Consider the following 19,299-nt stretch of genomic DNA (forward strand, 5'->3'; position numbering starts at 1 on the left):
CAAACAAGGCGTTGGGCGAGTTTGGGTATAAAGATTTACTCATGAATATAAGGAATATACAGACGAAATGGCAATTCTACAGATTGGTGCAGGTGGTGTTGGTTGGGTAGTTGCACACAAAGCTGCTCAAAATAATGATGTGCTAGGGGATATGACTATCGCATCTCGTACCGTTGATAAGTGTGACAAGATTATCGAGTCTATCAAGGGTAAGAACAACCTTAAGGATCCATCCAAGAAACTAGAATCTCGTGCCGTCAATGCCGACGATGTTGAAGCCCTTGTAGCCCTGATCAAAGAGGTACAACCTGATCTGGTGATTAATGCAGGTCCACCATGGGTAAACATGCCCATCATGGAAGCCTGTCTACAAGCGAAAGTGTCCTACTTGGATACTTCTGTTGCTGTCGACCTATGCTCTGAAGGCCAACAAGTTCCACAAGCCTATGACTGGCAGTGGGAATACCGTGAAAAATTCAAAGATGCGGGTATCACCGGCATCTTAGGCGCCGGCTTTGATCCGGGTGTCGTAAGCGTATTTGCTGCTTATGCAGTGAAGCATCTGTTCGATGAGATCGACACCATCGATGTCATGGATGTTAACGCTGGCGATCATGGCAAAAAATTTGCCACCAACTTTGACCCTGAAACCAATATGCTTGAAATTCAGGGCGACTCTTTCTATTGGGAAAATGAAGAGTGGAAACAAGTACCGTGTCACTCACGTATGCTTGAATTCGATTTCCCACAATGTGGCACTCTTAAAGTGTACTCCATGGCACACGACGAAGTGCGTTCACTCAAAGAATTCATTCCCGCCAAACGCATTGAATTCTGGATGGGCTTCGGTGACCGTTACCTGAACTACTTCAACTGCATGCGTGATATTGGCCTTTTGAGCCCCGATCCGCTAACCCTGCATGACGGTACCGTGGTACAGCCACTGCACGTCCTAAAAGCATTGCTTCCTGATCCTACTTCATTGGCACCGGGTTATACCGGTAAAACGTGTATCGGTACCTGGGTACAAGGCACCAAAAACGGCAAAGCCCGTAGCGTATTCATTTACAACAATGCAGACCACGAAGTGGCTTACAACGATGTTGAGCACCAAGCCATTGCGTACACCACGGGTGTACCGGCTATCACGGCTGCGCTGCAATACTTCCGTGGCGAGTGGGCCGATGCAGGCGTATTTAACATGGAACAGCTTGATCCGGATCCATTCCTAGAAACCATGCCGCAGATCGGCTTGAATTGGGATGTATTGGAGTTAGAAGTAGGTCAGCCGAATATCCAAATTTTGAAATAATTCCTGCGAATTATGTTTAAAATTGACCAGTAAATACGTATTTTAGCCGATGCTTATGCATCGGCTTTATTCGATTTAAGAGCGATGCAAGCCATGCAAAAAAGTGAATTGAAAACCCCATTCTTCATGATCAATGAAGACAAGTTGATTGCGAACCTAGAGAAAGCTAAGCAGCTAAAAGAGCTGTCTGGTGTGAAATTGGTGCTTGCACTGAAGTGTTTCTCGACCTGGGGTGTGTTTAACATCATCAAGCCATACCTAGATGGCACAACCAGCAGTGGTCCGTTTGAAGTTAAACTGGGTTATGAAACCTTCGGTGGTGAAACGCATGCATACAGCGTAGGCTACAGCGAAGATGATGTGAAAGAAGTGGCTGATATCTGTGACAAGATGATTTTTAACTCTCAGTCACAGCTTGCCGCTTACCGTCACTTGGTAGAAGGGAAAGCGTCACTCGGTTTGCGTTTGAACCCGGGCGTGAGCTACGCGGGGCAGGATTTGGCAAACCCAGCGCGTCAGTTCTCACGTTTAGGTGTACAGACCGATCACATTGATCCTGCACTGTTTGATACATTGGATGGCGTGATGTTCCACATGAACTGTGAGAACAAAGATGCTGACGCATTTATCAACCTGTTGAACGCGATTTCTGACCAGTTTGGTGCTTACCTGGATAAGCTGGATTGGGTGAGCTTGGGCGGCGGCGTCTTCTTCACGTGGCCGGGTTACGAGATCGAAAAACTGGCGGCGGCATTGAAAGCCTTCTCTGAAAAGCACGGTGTGCAACTGTACCTCGAGCCGGGTGAAGCGATCATTACTAAGACGGCAGACTTGGTCGTGACCGTGGTTGATATCGTGGAAAATGGTATGAAGACCGCGATTGTCGACAGTGCAACCGAAGCGCACCGTTTGGACACACTGATCTACAACGAGCCGGCAGCCATTGCAGAAGCCAGTGAAACCGGTGATCACCAGTATATTATCGGCAGCTGTTCTTGCTTGGCGGGCGATCAGTTCTGTGTCACGCAGTTTGATGAGCCACTACAGATTGGCCAGCGTCTTCACATTCTGGACAGTGCGGGTTACACCATGGTGAAGCTGAACTGGTTCAACGGCCTGAAAATGCCATCGGTATACTGTGAGCGCAGCAACGGTGATATCCAAAAGCTGAATGAATTTGGCTATGACGATTTCAAGCGTTCATTGTCGCAGTGGTCAATCGCGTAATCGCGGATTTCGCGATAGTGACGTTATAGTGATAATGGTAAGAGAGGAGCTGTTGCTCCTCTTTTTTTGCCCACGACATCGCCACAGGAAGAGGGTGAAATCATAGCGCTTATTTGCATTCACCGTGAGAGCGCGATTTAATGAATGAAAAGGACAGGTAGAGGGGAGCGCGAGTGAATATTGCGATTGCTATTATCATGATTATCTTTGGTGCTGAATTAGTGCGGAAGTTCTTGCAGCATCGACGAGAGATGCGAGAGCTTGCCTATAAGCACGAGCAAGCTTTAAAAGAGAATGACGAACAGTCACGGTTAAAAGAAGAAGTGGCCCAGTTGAAGGCCAGAGTGGAAGTGTTAGAGGCGATTGTAACGGATAAAAAGTATACGTTAAGCCAAGACATTGATAATTTGCCGTGATTTCGAGTGAGATTGAGCAGCAGGGCAAAAGAAAATGGGTGGTGGTTTGGTAAGCGATTTTGGCTTGAAAATTGACTTTATGTGTTACAAAGCAACCAGTTGAGAAAATTTATCAGAAATAGTGTTGACTCAAAAATTTAAATCAGTAAATTACACCTCGTACCGCGGCGGAGCAGCTTGTTAAGCACGGTAAGAAACATAACGGCGCGTTGGCAGAGTGGCTATGCAGCGGATTGCAAATCCGTGTACCTCGGTTCGACTCCGGGACGCGCCTCCATTCTTTATAGAATGACATGCGACACTAGCTCAGTTGGTAGAGCGCAACCTTGCCAAGGTTGAGGTCACGAGTTCGAACCTCGTGTGTCGCTCCAAATTAAACGGTATGACTCAGAGAGTGGTATCGGATGGTGTACCTTTCAGGCACCGCAAAGCTTTGCGTGCCCTGGTGGTGAAATTGGTAGACACAAGGGATTTAAAATCCCTCGACGTTCGCGTTGTGCCGGTTCAAGTCCGGCCCGGGGCACCATTTACAAAATGCGACACTAGCTCAGTTGGTAGAGCGCAACCTTGCCAAGGTTGAGGTCACGAGTTCGAACCTCGTGTGTCGCTCCAGATTAAGGCGCGTTGGCAGAGTGGCTATGCAGCGGATTGCAAATCCGTGTACCTCGGTTCGACTCCGGGACGCGCCTCCATTCTACAAAGAACCAGCATGAAAATGCTGGTTTTTTTGTGTCTGAAAAATGTCAGATTGTTCGAAACCCAGACAGAATCCATAAAAAAGCCCCAGCAGCAATGTTGGGGCTTTTTCGTATCAGTGAAGCTTTGACCTGTGAAAACGGATCAATGAACAGATAGGGCGTTAAAGCAGAATGATCTTGTTTGCTTCACACTCTTCAATCATCGCATCTGGCCAGATAGACGACTGCACTTCACCGATGTGGGCTTTTTGCAGGAAGAACATGCAAATGCGTGACTGACCGATACCGCCACCAATGGTGTATGGCAGGGTCTTATTCAGCACGGCACTGTGGAACGGCAGAGAAGCGCGATCTTCACAGCCAGCGATGTCTAGCTGCGCTTTTAAGCTGTCTTCACACACACGGATACCCATAGAAGACAGTTCTAAACCGCTTTCGAGTACTGGGTTCCAGAACAGCAAGTCACCGTTGAGATTCCAGTCATCGTAGTCAGGGGCGCGGCCATCGTGTTTTTCACCGTGAGACAGGGTATGACCGATGTTTTGAATAAACACCGCGCCATACTCTTTACAGATAGCATTCTCACGCTCTTTCGGCGTCAGGTCTGGGTATTTGTCCAACAGTTCTTGTGAGGTGATAAAGGTTACTTGCGCAGGCAGACGCTTTTTCAGCACCGGGTATTCTTGGTAGATGTAGTTTTCTGTTTTCAGGAAGGCGTTATAAATCTTTTCTACCGTTGTGCGCAGGTAGTCTTCATGACGCATCGATTTGTCGAGTACCTTTTCCCAGTCCCACTGATCGACATAGATAGAGTGGATGTTATCGAACTCTTCATCACGACGGATTGCGTTCATGTCGGTGTACAGGCCTTCATCAATCTGGAAACCGTAGCGCCCCAACGCCATACGTTTCCATTTTGCCAATGAATGTACCACTTCAACGTTCGCACCATTGTCATCAAGCAAGTCAAAGCTTACCGGACGCTCAGTACCATTCAGGTTGTCGTTCAGGCCTGTTTCTGGCTTCACAAACAACGGCGCAGACACGCGAGTTAGATAGAGTTCGTACGCCAACGCTGTTTCAAAGTAGTCTTTGAGTTTTTTGATGGCGACTTCGGTATCGCGCAGTCCTAGCAGCGGCTGGTAGTTTTCTGGTACCTGCAGTTTCATGAATTATCCTTTTCTTTCTGTATTTTCAATTGCGTAGCAACACATTACGACAGCCTGCAGTTAGCGTCTATCACTTTGTGGTGTGAGTTTATGCGAAAAGTGTGAAGTTGGGTGTTTTGTGGGCGCGGTATCTTGCCTTTGAGATGGTATTGATGTTTGAGTGATAGGCGAGATCTCACTCGATTAATGGGATAAATACAGGAGATACAATTCGCGGCACAGGCATGATTAGGCGTATAAATGCGCTTAATTATATAATCTGGATCGTTTGATGATGACTGTACAACGTTTATTCTACCTTCTCGGCGTATGCCTGCCTGTTATGACGTTCGCATCGTCAGAGTCTTATAAAAATGTTGAACTCCCTGCGGTAGACATTCCTGAATACGATCAACAGTGTTCAAGCTTTGCAAGATACCAAGAGGATTTAGTGCTTGGCATGTGTCGGTTTCCTGATAGGGATACGGATAAGAGTTATGGTTGGCGTTTTGTTATCTTTGAACAGCAAGATACCGTTTGGAAAGAGACGTTTATGAGTGCTGGGTTCATGGATGCGTACTCAGTCGATCCTTATTTCTTTGCGCCAAAGAAAACAGCATCGACAGAGAATACGGATTGGTTGCTTTTATTGGAATCCGCAGCGGAATATCCTTGGGGGGTTGATGTGTATGTTTGGCCAACTGGTAGTGAAAAACCAGTTAAGTTAGGTGATATTCCAGTAATCACCGCTAGTGAAGATGATGGTAATTCACTTATCCCTTACTTGGATGTTAGTAGAAATAATGGATATTTTGAAATTTCAGTTGATATAGAAACTGTGTTTTTGAGTGAAACAATCACAGAAACCTATCCCGCCGGTAGCGTGAAATACGTAGAAAAGGATGGCAAATTGGTGATGGAACGTATCCAGCAATAGTCGATGTGATATACCGTAACGATTGAAATAAAAAACCAGCTCGAAAGCTGGTTTTTATTTGGGCTGAGTTTCGTGCTATGACCCACTCAGCGGCTTTTCTTTACTGACCATTTCGCCATACTCAAAGTATTGGATGGAGTAGACTTTGCCTTCTGAGTAGTGGGTGAGGTTGCCATGGCGGACACCGTCTTTGAGGTTTTCCACAAATTTCAGTTCACCATCATTTGAAAAACTATAAGAGACACCGTTTTTCAAGCCTTCCAGATTGTAGTGCTCACGCTCTGTTTCATAACCATGTTCGGAGAAGCCTTTCCATTCCCCGACCTTTTTCCCGTCACGGAATTCGCCTTGCCAAAAGGTAGGGCTATAAAAACTGTCATCGTAAAATTGCCAATCACCATGACGTTCGTTGTTGCGGTATTCGCCTTTTTCTAACACCTTACCGTCATTGTCATATTTCTCATGCAGGCCGTCACGTTGCCCCTTGGTGTAGTGGGTAACGAATGACAGTTTGCCATCTGGCATTACGCGTTGTTCTTTGCCGTCTTTTTCGCCTTGCGCATTGTACTGAATATCATGCGCCCCATCACGATTAACGATACGCCAATCACCCACGCGTTTGTCATTGCGGTAATGGCCTTCTTTGCCATACTGCGAACCGCTTTCTGATACATGATATAAGCCGTCACGCAGGCCATTACGGTATTCAATGCGGGTGGTACGCGTGTTACCGTTCTGGGTGAGGGTCGACAGGTAAAGCCCTTGACGTTTTTTGTCCAGTAGCTCTTCACGATCAGTGAGTGAGCCGTAGGCATCGTAGTACTCTTTCAGTGACCATTTACGGTTTTCATCGTCTTTTTGGAGTGAGGACAGGACATTGTCTTTAAACCGGCGCCTTTCCGATACCTCGTTATTATTGGCATAGTTAGCGGTGTATTCTTCCGTTTTATTTCCTTCAAGATCAAAATATTGTGAACGCAGTGTGCGGCTTTTATCATCCAGTTCTTGAAGGTATTTAATGCTTTTCCCATTGGGATGGAACATTTTCACCACACCCACTTCTTTACCGTCTTTATAGGGGTAAATACCATAAGGAAGCCCGTTGTCGTAGTAGCTGGTTTCTATGCCATGTTGGCGTCCATCCACATAGATTTTTTCATTTTTTAAGCGGCCTTGCTCGGTATAAAATCGCATCGGACCATGGTACTTATCATGCTTAAAGGCTGTGGTGCTACTTTTCACACCATTATCAAAGAAGTTGATTCGTTCCCCGTGTAATAACCCGTTTTCATAGTGGGAAATGGAGTAGGTCAGGCCACTTTTGTAATAGCGGGTTTGTTTACCTTCGCGGATGTCATTGACGAAATTGGCGCGGTATCTGACCGAACCGTCGGAATAATAGGTCAACTGTTCGCCGTCGAGCTTGCCATTGATAAGGTGGTGGCGCTCTTTCAATACCCCGTGTTTGTCATAATAAAGGGTGATACCGTTACGTTCCCCGTCCAGTAGTTGAGATTCAATATGGACTTGCCCATTGGGGTGAAAAGTCTTGTAACTGCCTTTGGCTTCTCCTGCGACATAGTTTTTTTCTTCGATCAGAATGCCGTCTTTATCATAGAAACGTACCTGTCCTTCAAGTTGGCCGTCGTTGTTATCTTGGCCGCTGAAGAGGGGTTTTCCGTTGGCTGCATCTGGCGAGCCTTGTAAGAAGTAGGTCGCTTTCTTTTTGTTGTTGACGGGATCACCATCCGCATTGAGCCACCGTGTTTCGGCGTGTAATGGCGTCGCCATAGTGAGTGAGGCGAGTATGCCAAGCGTGATTAAACGAAGAGGGAAATGGCGCATCGTCTTATCCTTTAGGTAGCGGTGGGAAAGTGGTGATCCAGGTTTTTTCTTGCGGCTCACCGGTGGCCTGTAATTGGGAGGCGTTGACAATGTTGCCTGAGAATTTCAGGTATTTGCCATCATGGAGAATGGTTGAAATCGGGCGGTCAAAACGATGGATGTCTTCACCTTCCTGATCTAATAACCAAAGCAGGTCGTTTTCGTACCCGCTGAATCGGTAGTGTTCAAAGAGGGCGCTAATCGGTTGATCGGCGGTGATCGTCGGTAACAGGGAAAGATCAACCAGCCATGGGTAAGTACGGTCAACGACATCCGGCATGGCTGTCCATTGCGGTGAACCTTTACATTGCAGCCGGGTTTCGACCGTCAAATCATAAAAGTACTTTTTAACGCCGTCTTCCGTCATTAATTGGAAGGCTTCAGCAGGGAATGGCCCTCGTGTGCGGCCTTGCCATATCAAGCCATTGCCATTGATTTCCACATCATTAACCACGTCGGCTTGGCAAATACTGCCCCATCCCATCGGTAGAAAGAGCGTACCTGCATTCGGGTGGTGCATGTCGGCCGTGATATCGGAGAATGGTGTGATGACATAGCGTTCAGCCAGTCTCTGTCTGATGGCTTCGGCTTCTTGTTTTTCTTCATCAGATAGCGCTCGGCGATTGTAAGGACCCTTGCCATCAATCGGCGGCAGGGTAGCCGTCGCCGCATATAGGCGCTCGTGAAGAAACGTCACGGTTTCTGAATACATTGGGTTACTTGCACGTCCTTTGACGTAAAAAGTGACGCTATCTGATTCTTCCGTGAGCTTGAGGTTGGCCGTGGTCATTGCTTGCGTCTGATCGCCAACGTGTGCGAGCCAAAACCGTGCGGCATCCGTTAGCCATTCAGGGCCAGCAGCTAATGTTTTAATATCAATGTCACCTTTCAGACCGTCGAATGTGGTTAACAGGATGTTTGACGCGCCGCGATTATAGGTGGCGTGATATTCGCCCGTGCGTTGCGGATAAGGGATCACGTTAAGGGTAATGTCACCCAAGGTAAAGCTCTGCGCCTCACCTTTACGCCATTGCACCGTATAGGGGGTGAGGGTATCAGGGTAATAATGTGCGGTGGCCGTCGCGGATCGTGTTTGCTCAAGGGTATCGCGATGGTTCCAGCCTGTCAGTAATACGGCATTCTCGCTGTTCTTATGCCAATCAAAATAATGATAATTCGTCGGTGCCACAAACGGCAGGCCGAGATCTTCCCCTGCTTCATTTCGCACGCTGAAATCCGTCAAGGTGATGTGACCGCTGTGAGTGGTTTGATCTAGGTTGTGTACGATGGTCGCACTGATATAGGGATGTACGCCTGCACGGAGAATGCCTGACTCATAAGCAAAGAGGTCTTCTTTCGTCAAAACATGGGGGGTAAGTGGTGTACCTTGGAGCTGGTTGTTCTGTTTCCAAAAATGCGCTGGGTGAGTCGGGACCTGACCAGGATCGACAATATGCTGAAGATCCTCTTCGGGCTGTATGGCAACGAAGTGAGTGGATTGATCGTCCTTCATCACGACGGCATACAGGCTATCAATCCAGCCATTATCGCGTTCGACAGTGAGCTGCCCGTATAGCTGGTGGTTGTTTGTTTTGCCTTCGACGATTGCGCTGATGGTATCGGATGTCACCTGCGTGATGGTTAATGTTGCAGGCATCCCCAAAAGATGAGCAACAGTGGTCTGACTGCCGACTTCTGTGGGGAGAGTGGTAAGAAAGCCCGGTAAGCTGACTTGATGGCGCAACGTATTGAGCAGTGGATGATCTTCACCATAGCGTTTCACATAGTCAGGCCATTTCTCGGCATCTCGTCCAGTTAAACTGAGTAATGTGCCACTTTTTGTATCCACTTCCAGCTCGAAGCCAGATTGAAAGACCTGAATGCTCCGTGCTCGGCTTCTGGCCGAGTTAAGCGAATCGTATTTGTCGCCTTTATTCAGGTCGAGGTACTCGGGGGTAATATGCAGATTGACGGTGTCATCCACTGACGCCATTTTGTAATGCAATAAGCTATTTAGGCGGTATTCAATTTTATTTTGTGCGGCGTTTTGGCTGGCAGAGTACACCCAATACCGCTTCTCGTCCCCCGGCTCGGGAGTGAAGGTGACATTCTGATCACAACCAGTCAAAAAGAGTGCGGTGCCGAGCAAGCCCACATGAAAATAGCGATGTGTGTACATCCAAAAGCATCCTTTTTATGGAAAGTACGAAGAGCAGTATGGCTGGTAGAAAGCCCTGCTGAAATAAAGATGCCGATCATAGCGAGAATGCTGCTTAATAAAATTGTGCGGATAGTGAGTGTGGAGTGATGTCACGGAATTTAGCCGATCATTTCATTTAATGGCTTTTGTGCGAGAAGGGAAGGATTAGCCATTTGCCACGCTCGTTGGGAGTGTAATCAGCAATGGCTATTTCGTTGCATTTAGGACGGCAATACCGGAGAAGTAAAGCTGTCAGGTTTCAAGGTGATCACGGAGCACTGAATTTGATTAAGGATGGATTCCGCGGTATTGCCCATTAAAAAACCGGCAATGCCTGTGCGCGAGAGGGAGCCAAGAATAGCCAAGTCGACGTCATTTTCCTGAATGTATTGCGGTAATATCTCACGGGCTTCACCTTCCAATAAACGGATCTGCGTGTTCACGGTGCTATGTTCGTGTGGCAGTAACAAAGACGTCATGCGTTCGAGGCGTTCGTTACGCATGTTCTTTGATAACAGAGCGATATCTAAATCGTTATACCCGCTCCATTTTCGCAAAAAGCCTTCGGATTCTAACCGCCAAGCATGGCAAAGGGTGAGCTTAGCCCCCGTGATCGCACAAAACGCCATTGCCAAGGCGACAATGTTGGCATTGAAGTCTTGGTACGCCTGGTTGGTCAGGTCAATCGCGGCGACAACATGCTGAATGGGTGCAACGGTGGTGCTGATAGACCAAATGGGAATGTCGGATTTACGCATGAGATGCAGCGTGTTGCTGTCTTTTTGGCAGGGGATCGTTTTATTTTGTCGGTGTGAGTCAATGATGATCATATCCGCGTGTATGAGATTGGCCTCTTTAATGATTTCAATAAAGGGGATGCCAATGCGAATTTGGGTTTTAAACACAATGTGTTTATAGTGCTTTTGTAATTCAGCGACCTGTTGCTTGACGATGTCATGGTAAATGTTTGTCGCATTATCAAGAACATCTAACGCGGTGCCTGAATGGCGATGAATATCTCTAAACTCGGCGAGATCGTCAATAACCACTAATAACGTCACATGGGCGTATTGGCTGTCGGCAAAGCGAAAGGCGTGATGCAGCGCGTCGTTCATCTCTTGCTCTGGGGCGATGGGGACTAAGAGGTGATGAAAATGCATAGTGGTCTCCTCAATCGGTGTTCTTGTTACGACAAAAACGGCGTGAAAAGTGAAGATAAAGCACAATAACATTATTGTCATAAATAGCAGGTTGTGCGAGATGATCCGTTACCGTTGTGATTGAGAACGGAGGGGGCGACGCGAGGATGGTGAAAAAAGCATTGCCTGGGGTGTTTTGTGAACGGTTGATCAGTCGGTGGTAAATAATGGGTTGACTCATTATCAGGATCCGTTAAAGTACGCCTCGTACTCAAGGGCAACCTTGTGAAAACAGATTTTCGTTCTGATGATAACGTTATTGTCAGCACTGCACAGATTATGGCGCGTTGGCAGAGTGGCTATGCAGCGGATTGCAAATCCGTGTACCTCGGTTCGACTCCGGGACGCGCCTCCATTCTACAAAGAACCAGCATGAAAATGCTGGTTTTTTTGTATCTGAAATTTGTGTGGGTGTGTGCTGTTTGCACGGTGAAGCAACCGCATTAACCGGCCAATTCGACAAAGTTATACACGCCAAACAAGCACATCAATAATCCCCCTAAAATTTGCAGATAAAACGGAAATGTGACGATATCGTCGTCGTCCCTCAATGCCGACCCTGAAATTGCCAATAAACATTGAATCAATAAACTGCCGATAAATACCGCGCCCGCCAATTGTATGGCCAAGCGCAGCTGTAATTGTTCGACCGAATGGCCAATGAATGCGGCTAAGCCAATCATGGCGATGGGATTGGCCAGCGTAAGCAGAAATGCTGACCTGAACCCCATTTTTTTGTTGGGGCAGTGCACCCTTGCTAATAATTTGGCGTTTTTGAGCGCATTCCACATCATATAAAATCCCATAAAAATCAGCACCCAAGATGAAAGCAAAATGATCTGGAAGTGGTATTCAGGCAGTTTATTGATCAGCATCACCCCCGCCGTAAAGCTCAGCAGGGCATAGCAATAATCCCCAAACGCGGCACCAATGGCACTTTTTATTGCGGCCAGATAGCCGTGATGTAAGCCGTTATTCAGCACCAAAATGGCCACTGGCCCAACGGTGAGCGATAACACCAGCCCGAAAAAGATCGCTTTCATCACTTCCATACTCGTTCCCCCTGATATCTTCCCCCTCATGCCACAAGACAAATGAGGGCGAGATAGTCGTGTCATTCAACAACATAGTGAAGATTAATACGGTTTTCTTTACAGCATAGTCACTCAGGAAGATAACGTGCCACATCTCGGTGAGGGTTTAAGGGACCGTATTGAAGATGGGACATTCTCTTGAAAAATCGGAGGGGGAAAAGCGCGCTGTTTTACGGAAAGGGATAGGTTTGTGTTGTTGTAAATGTTGCGGATGTTGATTTTTTGACGCAAGTGATTTTGCGTTACTGTTACTTTATTGACGGTAGAGGCGCATTGGGAAACAAAGTGACTACAAAGTCATTACTTTCGTTATCGTGGGGAGTGTCAATATTTATGTAACGTGCAGTAATTCTAAGCAATAGGATGATGTTATGAAAAAAAGCAAGGTTGCTTTCGCGATTTCTACCGTGTTATTTGTCTCGGGGTGTGGTGGCGGAGAAGATGATAAAACAAAACCCGTCGTTCCCCCTCCCGTTGTTACCCCAACGTCTATCAATGCAACCGTGCTGGCTGACATCCCCTTAGAAGGTGCGATCGTGTGGTTGGATAAAGTGGCGAATCAAAACTACCAGCCGGATGCTGATGAAGTGCGTGGCACAACATTGGGTGACGGTACGATTCATTTTGATAATGTGGATTTTGAAAACCTTCAAGATTACGTTTTGGTGGCGAAAGTAACCGCCGGTAAAACCCTGCACGTAGACACAAATCGTCATGCTGAACAAAGTTATCTGATGACGGCACCGTTGGTGTTTGATGGTGTGCCGAAAGCATCGCCAGTAGACACCGTTAAACACATTGTGATCAGCCCGTTGACCAGTTTGGTTGATATGCAGGTGCGTCAAACGGGTAATACGAAGAGTCTGATCACTGCATTGGAAACAGTAGCCAGTGATTTAGGCCTTAGCGACCCTCAGTTGCTGTTGTCAAACTTTGCCACGGATAATGCTCAACAAACGGCATTGTTAACCAAGTCAGCCGCAGCCCTTGTCGCATCAGGCTCATTACCTAATAGTGCTACGGATTTAACCGAAAACGCGCCCGAAGTATTAGCATTAGCCCGCCAGATCAACGCGGCTGTTGCTGAGGCAGGGGCAGATCAGTTTGTGATCATCAATGAGAATAAGGAGATCGAACTGGTTGATAACATCGACAGCGATGCCGACGGTGTGATTGATGCGTTAGATGATTTACCGAACGATGCTGAAGAATGGTTGGATACCGACGGTGACGGTATCGGTAATAATGCCGATCTGGATGATGATAACGACGGTGTGCCTGATACCGACGATGCGTTCCCATTAGAGGCTGAGTACTCACAAGATCTCGACGATGATGGCATTGCCGATGAAGTCGATAATGATACCGATAACGACGGTATTGAAAACAGTCTGGATTCCGATTGGGATAATGATGGCATTGAAAACGACGAGGATGCGTTGCCATTTAACCCATCAGAAAGCGTTGATACGGACGGTGACGGTATCGGTAACAACGCTGACACCGATGATGATGGCGACGGCGTAGCGGATCCCGACGATGCGTTCCCACTAGATAAAAACGAATCGGTCGATACCGACGGTGATGGTATCGGTAATAATGCGGATCCCGATGACGACGGTGACGGCGTGGCGGATGCCGACGATGCGTTCCCGTTAGATAAAAATGAATCCGTGGACACTGACGGTGATGGCATCGGTAACAACGCGGACACCGACGATGACGGTGACGGCGTGGCGGATACCGACGACGCGTTCCCGTTAGATAAAGATGAATCCGTGGACACTGACGGTGACGGTATCGGTAACAACGCGGACACCGATGATGACGGTGATGGTGTTGCCGATAATGCGGATGCTTTCCCGTTAGATGGCAGCGAATGGATGGACACGGACGGCGACGGTATCGGTAACAACGCTGATACGGATGATGATAACGATGGCGTGCCTGATACCGACGATGCGTTCCCATTGAATCCAAGTGAAAGTGTGGATACTGACGGTGACGGTATCGGTAACAACGCCGATACCGATGACGATAATGACGGCGTGGCGGATACGGTTGATGCCTTCCCGTTGGATCCTTCAGAATCTGTGGATACCGATCGTGATGGCATTGGTAACAACGCCGATACGGATGATGACAACGATGGTGTTAGTGATGCGTTTGATGCCTTCCCATTGGATCCAACGGAAAGTGTGGATACCGATGGTGACGGTATCGGTAACAACGCCGATACTGACGACGATGGCGATGGTGTGAACGATGAAGACGATGCATTCCCGTTAGATAAGAACGAATCGGTCGATACCGACGGCGACGGCATCGGTAACAACGCCGATACTGACGACGATGGCGATGGTGTGAACGATGAAGACGATGCATTCCCGTTAGATAAGAACGAATCGGTCGATACCGACGGTGACGGCATTGGTAACAACGCTGACACCGACGATGATGGCGATGGTGTGAACGATGAAGACGATGCATTCCCGTTAGATAAGAACGAATCGGTCGATACTGATGGTGACGGCATTGGTAACAACGCTGACACTGATGATGACAACGACGGCGTAGCGGATGCTGACGATGCGTTCCCACTCGATAAGAACGAATCGGTCGATACTGATGGTGATGGTATCGGTAACAACGCAGACACCGACGACGACAATGACGGCGTAGCGGATGCTGACGATGCGTTCCCACTCGATAAAAACGAATCGGTCGATACTGACGGCGATGGCATCGGTAACAACGCTGACACCGACGACGATGGCGATGGTGTGAACGATGAAGACGATGCGTTCCCACTCGATAAGAACGAATCGGTCGATACTGATGGTGATGGTATCGGTAACAACGCTGACACCGACGACGATGGCGATGGTGTGAACGATGAAGACGATGCGTTCCCGTTAGATAAGAACGAATCGGTCGATACTGACGGCGATGGCATCGGTAACAACGCTGACACCGACGACGATGGCGATGGCGTAGCGGATGCTGACGATGCGTTCCCACTTGATAAGAACGAATCGGTCGATACTGACGGCGACGGCATTGGTAACAACGCTGACACTGATGATGACAACGACGGCGTAGCGGATGCTGACGATGCGTTCCCACTCGATAAGAACGAATCGGTCGATACTGACGGCGACGGCATCGGTAACAACGCCGATACCGATGACGATAATGACGGCGTGGCGGATACGGTTGATGCCTTCCCGTTGGATCCTTCAGAATCTGTGGATACCGATCGTGATGGCATTGGTAACAACGCCGATACGGATGATGACAACGATGGTGTTAGTGATGCGTTTGATGCTTTCCCATTGGATCCAACGGAAAGTGTGGATACCGATGGTGACGGTATCGGTAACAACGCCGATCTTGATGACGACGGCGATGGCTACAATGATGACGAGGATAACTTACCGCTAGAACCATTGGTCACACCGATGACACTGGCGGAGTGTCAGACAACATTGCCACCACTACCGAGCGGTGAGATGACGGCCGAGGGTAAACCGAATGCCAAGTTGTATGATGTTTCTCGTGTGATGTGGGGCGCAGAGGCGCCATCGACGTATTCACAAAACGAAATTTTTGTTGAAACACGCCGAGGTCTGCCGAGCGGGCATTTGCAAGATCGTGACGTGAATGTGACTCAGGTGTCGACTCTTGAACCTTACAGCTTAAATCCGACCTTTGAGCATGAATATATAGATGCCAATACGGGGCAATTCCTCGGGTTCCGTGAAGCGTTCAGTCGCTGGTGGGGCACGAATGTTGCCATCGGGGAGCTTGGCGATATTAATCTCGGTATTCCTACCTTTGGCTGGATTGAGCGAATTGATAAATTCGCACCGGTGACACCCGTGCGCCATGACGATGTCTCTACCACTTACATGGGTAAAGACATCATTGATACCACCATGGGCTTGCGTGAAGTGTGTGTGGTGGAGCAACGGTCAAACATGACGCTGGTGAATAATCAGGACCCCGATCCGATGAATCATTACGCGGTAGCGAAGGTGGAAGACACCCGTAAGCAATATATCGACACCGGCGAATTGATACAGAAGATGGCGGTGACGTACCTTGAGCGCGATCCAGTGTCGGATGTGGTGACTTGGGGTTACACCGATTATAACAAAGTGTTAGTGGGTGCCACGATTGGTGGGGAGGCTTACGGTCGCGATCCGATCTTGGATCGCGTACCGGAAGGGCTACCGCTTAACTTTGAACAGTGTCTGGCGTCATTACCGGATCAGGGCTACACCCCAGCAATGGGTGACAGCCTTGAGTACGACATGAATCGTGGTAATTTCGATACAGATAGCTTCCAGATGGGGATCTATACCATGCGTCCGTTGACCGCTGAGAATGTCAGCTGGCGAGGGAAAGATAACCTGACGGAATCCATGCTGCAAGGGGCGTTCTATGACGAGATGCAGCCGGATCTGCCGCCGTTCTATACATTTACTGAAAAGTATTACGAAGACACTGCAGGTACCATGGTTGGGCTAGAAGCCACGCAAAATGGTGGTCTGGAAACGGCGTGGGGTAATGACCTTGTGAGTAATGTCTTGCAGTCAGTGCCCGGCAGTTATTTGTTGCCGGAGATTCGTATGGTCACTGGCAAACCATTATTGGCAACGCCAGAGCGGGATAATCTTGTTCAGGTGACTTGGGACATGTATACCGGTACACAAGAAGTGTATGACAATGCCACCGGTACATTTGTTCAAGCCTGTGTGATCCAACGTCAATGGGAAGCGGCGTTCTATGATGAGAACGGTCAGCCAACCTTAGATGAGGTGTCGGAACCGGTAGTAGAAACCTTCTTCACGACCGACTATCACGATAATCGCGGGCTGATTAACCGTGAAGCGTTCAGCGATCGTTGGCACTACGAAAACTGGCACCGTCGTGCGATCACCCCCACGCCGTAATGCGTGTAGTGATGAGAACCGCCTAATGTGTTAAGGCCGCGAAAGCGGCCTTTTTTTCGTCTATTTACAGCTATCCACTTTCAGGTAATGATGGGTTACTGCGGTAATCGGTGGCGATACTCGTGTGGCGATAACCGCTATGAACGTAACAGGGTGAGGTCAGCATGAAAGCGAAGTACATTTGGCGTCAGCAATTCAATACCCTCCGGCAGGGCGTATCGTTGAAACTGCAAACCAATTCTGAACACGCCAAACAGCGCGCCCGGGCATTTTTGGAACAAGGGGTCCCGCCACGTCAGAGCCAAGCGTTTATTGCCTTGCTCAATGGCTTGATGGGCGATCACTTACTTCGCCGAAAAAGTCGGTTAGCCTTGCCGATGGTACTGACGGATCAGCAGCAGGTACTTGCAGATAACTGCGCACAACTGGCCACACAATTACCGCACGCAACGGGGCGGATTGTGCTGTGCGTACACGGTTGGTGCATGGCTGATAAAGGCTGGCTGCGCAAAGGGCATGATCACGGGCAACAGTTTGCTGCGATGGGCTATACGCCGTTATATTTGCGCTACAACACCGGCAAGCATATTTCACTTAATGGCGAGGAGTTAGCTTTTCGGCTAGAGAAGTTACTGTTAGCGTGGCCTTGTCCGGTGAAAGAGTTGGTGATCATCGGCCATAGCATGGGCGGGCTAGTCAGTCGAAGCGCGTGTCATTATGCAGAGCAACATCCATTGCGCTGGCCGCAACACCTTACCACCTTCATTACATTGGGTACCCCGCACAATGGGGCACCATTAGCCCGTTTGGCCTGCTGGATTGATGACTATGTGGCCGGCATTCCTTCGTTAGCGCTACTGCGTAAAATCGGTGACATGCGCAGCAGTGGGACTAAAGATTTAAGCCGTGGTTATATTACCCATCACGCGTGGCAACAAAAAGCGCCACTGAAAACAAGCCTTAAAACGGGTGACCGCACTGATACGGCATTGAAAGCCCGTCCTTTGCTGCCAGCAAACGCTCACTGCTATGCGGTCGCCACGTGCCTGAGCAAGCATATCCATGATGATAAACACCGCCGGTTAGGTGATGGCCTTGTCCCCGTTGACAGTGCCTTGGGCGCCGCGACGAAAGACGTGCAAGCACTGAACTATCCGGACAATCATCAATGGCTGGTCGGTGGGATTAATCACGTTGATTTACTCTCACATCCACAGATCAGCAAGCAATTGGTGCAATGGGTATTGGCGAATGCGCCAGCGTAAAAGTTAATCGAACAGCGTGGGCTATCGATATGCTCATATATCCACACTTCCATATATAATAAAAACCATATATATTGGTGGCATTGTTCTGATGCACGATTGTTCGGCCCTTGTGTGAATGCAATGGGTAGCCGTGTGAAGAATGTCATGATGAAATCGCGTGGGTTGACTAGCATGAAACGTATTCTCTTTCTTTGTACCGGTAACTCTGCCCGCTCCCAGTTGGCGGAAGCGCTGATGCGGCACATGGGCGGTAGCCAGTATGAGGTGTTAAGCGCGGGTATGAAGCCAGAAACGGTGGATCCTCGTGTGTACGATGTACTCGCAGAGCGGGGCATCAATAGCGATAACCTGCACAGTCTGTCGGCTGCCGATCTTCAGGATCAACATTTTGATTTCGTGATCACCTTGTGTGACAAAGCCAGCAATGAATGTGCGTTGTTTGCCGATTCAGATGCCTTGTTGCATTGGGACTTCTTGGATCCTAAACCGCAGGCAGGGCATCAACCCTTCCGTGATGCGCTGACGGGGCTAGAGCAACGCATTGCGCTGTTTCTTATGCTCAATGGCGGTGAGCAAAACGGAGTGATGGGGCCGGTGGAACTGTTCAAGATCATGAGTGATCCTCTGCGCTTGCGTATCCTCATGCTATTGGAAGATGAATCCGCGGTCACCGTGGGGGATTTGGTGGAAGTCTTAGGCGAAAGCCAGCCAAAAGTGTCACGTCATTTGGCGTTATTGCGCGATGGCGGGGTGCTGGATACCCAACGTGAAGGGTTATGGATTTTCTATCAATTGTCACCCCAATTGCCAACCTGGGTGCGTCATACCATTGCGACCGTTCGTAATGGCCAGCCGGGGATCATTAATCAAGAAAAAATTACCTTGAGTCAGCTCAGCGGGCGTAAGAAGCCGGGTTTTAGCCAAGTGAGCTGATCCATTATTTGCGTCCAGTTTATGT

General features: G+C 48.5%; 12 protein-coding genes and 6 tRNA genes. 13 read left to right on the forward strand and 5 right to left on the reverse strand.

Annotated features, from left to right (window positions below; translation table 11 throughout):
• Positions 1-67 precede the first annotated feature (67 nt).
• The 8 genes from ACSF8W_RS05815 to ACSF8W_RS05850 all read left to right on the forward strand — a co-directional run bounded on the left by ACSF8W_RS05815 (position 68) and on the right by ACSF8W_RS05850 (position 3,647).
• Positions 68-1,312, forward strand: a complete 1,245-nt coding sequence (locus ACSF8W_RS05815; RefSeq protein ID WP_500845840.1) for a carboxynorspermidine synthase — start codon at positions 68-70, stop codon at positions 1,310-1,312.
• A gap of 93 nt (positions 1,313-1,405) precedes the next feature.
• Complete coding sequence (gene nspC / locus ACSF8W_RS05820) at positions 1,406-2,539, forward strand: carboxynorspermidine decarboxylase (protein WP_500845842.1); 1,134 nt, start codon at positions 1,406-1,408, stop codon at positions 2,537-2,539.
• Positions 2,540-2,712: 173 nt separating this feature from the next.
• A complete protein-coding gene (locus ACSF8W_RS05825; protein WP_500845844.1) occupies positions 2,713-2,955 on the forward strand; it encodes a nitrite reductase in 243 nt (80 codons plus the stop codon).
• A 203-nt stretch (positions 2,956-3,158) separates the two neighbouring features.
• A tRNA-Cys gene (locus ACSF8W_RS05830) sits at positions 3,159-3,232 on the forward strand.
• Between the two features lie 18 nt (positions 3,233-3,250).
• Positions 3,251-3,326: transfer RNA gene (locus ACSF8W_RS05835), tRNA-Gly, on the forward strand.
• A 68-nt stretch (positions 3,327-3,394) separates the two neighbouring features.
• A tRNA-Leu gene (locus ACSF8W_RS05840) sits at positions 3,395-3,481 on the forward strand.
• A gap of 10 nt (positions 3,482-3,491) precedes the next feature.
• Positions 3,492-3,567, forward strand: a tRNA-Gly gene (locus ACSF8W_RS05845).
• A gap of 6 nt (positions 3,568-3,573) precedes the next feature.
• Positions 3,574-3,647 (forward strand) — tRNA-Cys (locus ACSF8W_RS05850).
• A 167-nt stretch (positions 3,648-3,814) separates the two neighbouring features.
• Here the strand turns inward: ACSF8W_RS05850 and asnA are convergent.
• Positions 3,815-4,822 (reverse strand): aspartate--ammonia ligase, encoded by a 1,008-nt coding sequence (gene asnA / locus ACSF8W_RS05855; RefSeq protein WP_500845845.1) that lies wholly within the window; start codon positions 4,820-4,822, stop codon positions 3,815-3,817.
• Between the two features lie 271 nt (positions 4,823-5,093).
• Here asnA and ACSF8W_RS05860 point away from each other — a divergent pair, with 271 nt between their 5' ends.
• Entirely contained in the window at positions 5,094-5,738 is a 645-nt protein-coding gene (locus tag ACSF8W_RS05860) for a hypothetical protein (protein WP_500845847.1), read from the forward strand.
• Positions 5,739-5,813: 75 nt separating this feature from the next.
• Here ACSF8W_RS05860 and ACSF8W_RS05865 read toward each other — a convergent pair whose 3' ends face one another.
• The 3 genes from ACSF8W_RS05865 to ACSF8W_RS05875 all read right to left on the reverse strand — a co-directional run bounded on the left by ACSF8W_RS05865 (position 5,814) and on the right by ACSF8W_RS05875 (position 10,982).
• Positions 5,814-7,583 (reverse strand): toxin-antitoxin system YwqK family antitoxin, encoded by a 1,770-nt coding sequence (locus tag ACSF8W_RS05865; RefSeq protein ID WP_500845848.1) that lies wholly within the window; start codon positions 7,581-7,583, stop codon positions 5,814-5,816.
• Positions 7,584-7,587: 4 nt separating this feature from the next.
• On the reverse strand, positions 7,588-9,801 hold the full coding sequence (locus ACSF8W_RS05870) for a hypothetical protein (protein WP_500845850.1): 2,214 nt from the start codon (positions 9,799-9,801) through the stop codon (positions 7,588-7,590).
• A gap of 242 nt (positions 9,802-10,043) precedes the next feature.
• Positions 10,044-10,982, reverse strand: a complete 939-nt coding sequence (locus tag ACSF8W_RS05875; protein ID WP_500845851.1) for a universal stress protein — start codon at positions 10,980-10,982, stop codon at positions 10,044-10,046.
• Between the two features lie 320 nt (positions 10,983-11,302).
• Here ACSF8W_RS05875 and ACSF8W_RS05880 point away from each other — a divergent pair.
• A tRNA-Cys gene (locus ACSF8W_RS05880) sits at positions 11,303-11,376 on the forward strand.
• An 88-nt stretch (positions 11,377-11,464) separates the two neighbouring features.
• Here the strand turns inward: ACSF8W_RS05880 and ACSF8W_RS05885 are convergent.
• Positions 11,465-12,073: a LysE family translocator gene (locus ACSF8W_RS05885; RefSeq protein WP_500845853.1), complete on the reverse strand. Its 609-nt coding sequence runs from the start codon at positions 12,071-12,073 to the stop codon at positions 11,465-11,467.
• A 413-nt stretch (positions 12,074-12,486) separates the two neighbouring features.
• On the opposite strand from ACSF8W_RS05885, the gene ACSF8W_RS05890 reads away from it, so the two are divergent.
• From ACSF8W_RS05890 to ACSF8W_RS05900, 3 genes are all read left to right on the forward strand, one after another.
• On the forward strand, positions 12,487-17,073 hold the full coding sequence (locus tag ACSF8W_RS05890) for a thrombospondin type 3 repeat-containing protein (protein WP_500845855.1): 4,587 nt from the start codon (positions 12,487-12,489) through the stop codon (positions 17,071-17,073).
• 164 nt (positions 17,074-17,237) lie between these two features.
• Complete coding sequence (locus tag ACSF8W_RS05895) at positions 17,238-18,338, forward strand: PGAP1-like alpha/beta domain-containing protein (RefSeq protein WP_500845857.1); 1,101 nt, start codon at positions 17,238-17,240, stop codon at positions 18,336-18,338.
• A gap of 174 nt (positions 18,339-18,512) precedes the next feature.
• On the forward strand, positions 18,513-19,274 hold the full coding sequence (locus ACSF8W_RS05900) for a metalloregulator ArsR/SmtB family transcription factor (RefSeq protein WP_500845859.1): 762 nt from the start codon (positions 18,513-18,515) through the stop codon (positions 19,272-19,274).
• The last annotated feature ends 25 nt before the right edge of the window (positions 19,275-19,299 follow it).

Source organism: Photobacterium sp. 270122K, from assembly GCF_059941365.1.

Excerpts from the sequence above, each read along its gene's own strand:
- ACSF8W_RS05900 (WP_500845859.1), top strand. The coding sequence starts at position 18,513 with ATGAAACGTATTCTCTTTCTTTGTACCGGTAACTCTGCCCGCTCCCAG.
- ACSF8W_RS05870 (WP_500845850.1), bottom strand. The coding sequence starts at position 9,801 with ATGTACACACATCGCTATTTTCATGTGGGCTTGCTCGGCACCGCACTC.
- ACSF8W_RS05875 (WP_500845851.1), bottom strand. The coding sequence starts at position 10,982 with ATGCATTTTCATCACCTCTTAGTCCCCATCGCCCCAGAGCAAGAGATG.
- ACSF8W_RS05860 (WP_500845847.1), top strand. The coding sequence starts at position 5,094 with ATGATGACTGTACAACGTTTATTCTACCTTCTCGGCGTATGCCTGCCT.
- nspC (WP_500845842.1), top strand. The coding sequence starts at position 1,406 with ATGCAAAAAAGTGAATTGAAAACCCCATTCTTCATGATCAATGAAGAC.
- ACSF8W_RS05815 (WP_500845840.1), top strand. The coding sequence starts at position 68 with ATGGCAATTCTACAGATTGGTGCAGGTGGTGTTGGTTGGGTAGTTGCA.
- asnA (WP_500845845.1), bottom strand. The coding sequence starts at position 4,822 with ATGAAACTGCAGGTACCAGAAAACTACCAGCCGCTGCTAGGACTGCGC.
- ACSF8W_RS05865 (WP_500845848.1), bottom strand. The coding sequence starts at position 7,583 with ATGCGCCATTTCCCTCTTCGTTTAATCACGCTTGGCATACTCGCCTCA.
- ACSF8W_RS05890 (WP_500845855.1), top strand. The coding sequence starts at position 12,487 with ATGAAAAAAAGCAAGGTTGCTTTCGCGATTTCTACCGTGTTATTTGTC.
- ACSF8W_RS05895 (WP_500845857.1), top strand. The coding sequence starts at position 17,238 with ATGAAAGCGAAGTACATTTGGCGTCAGCAATTCAATACCCTCCGGCAG.
- ACSF8W_RS05885 (WP_500845853.1), bottom strand. The coding sequence starts at position 12,073 with ATGGAAGTGATGAAAGCGATCTTTTTCGGGCTGGTGTTATCGCTCACC.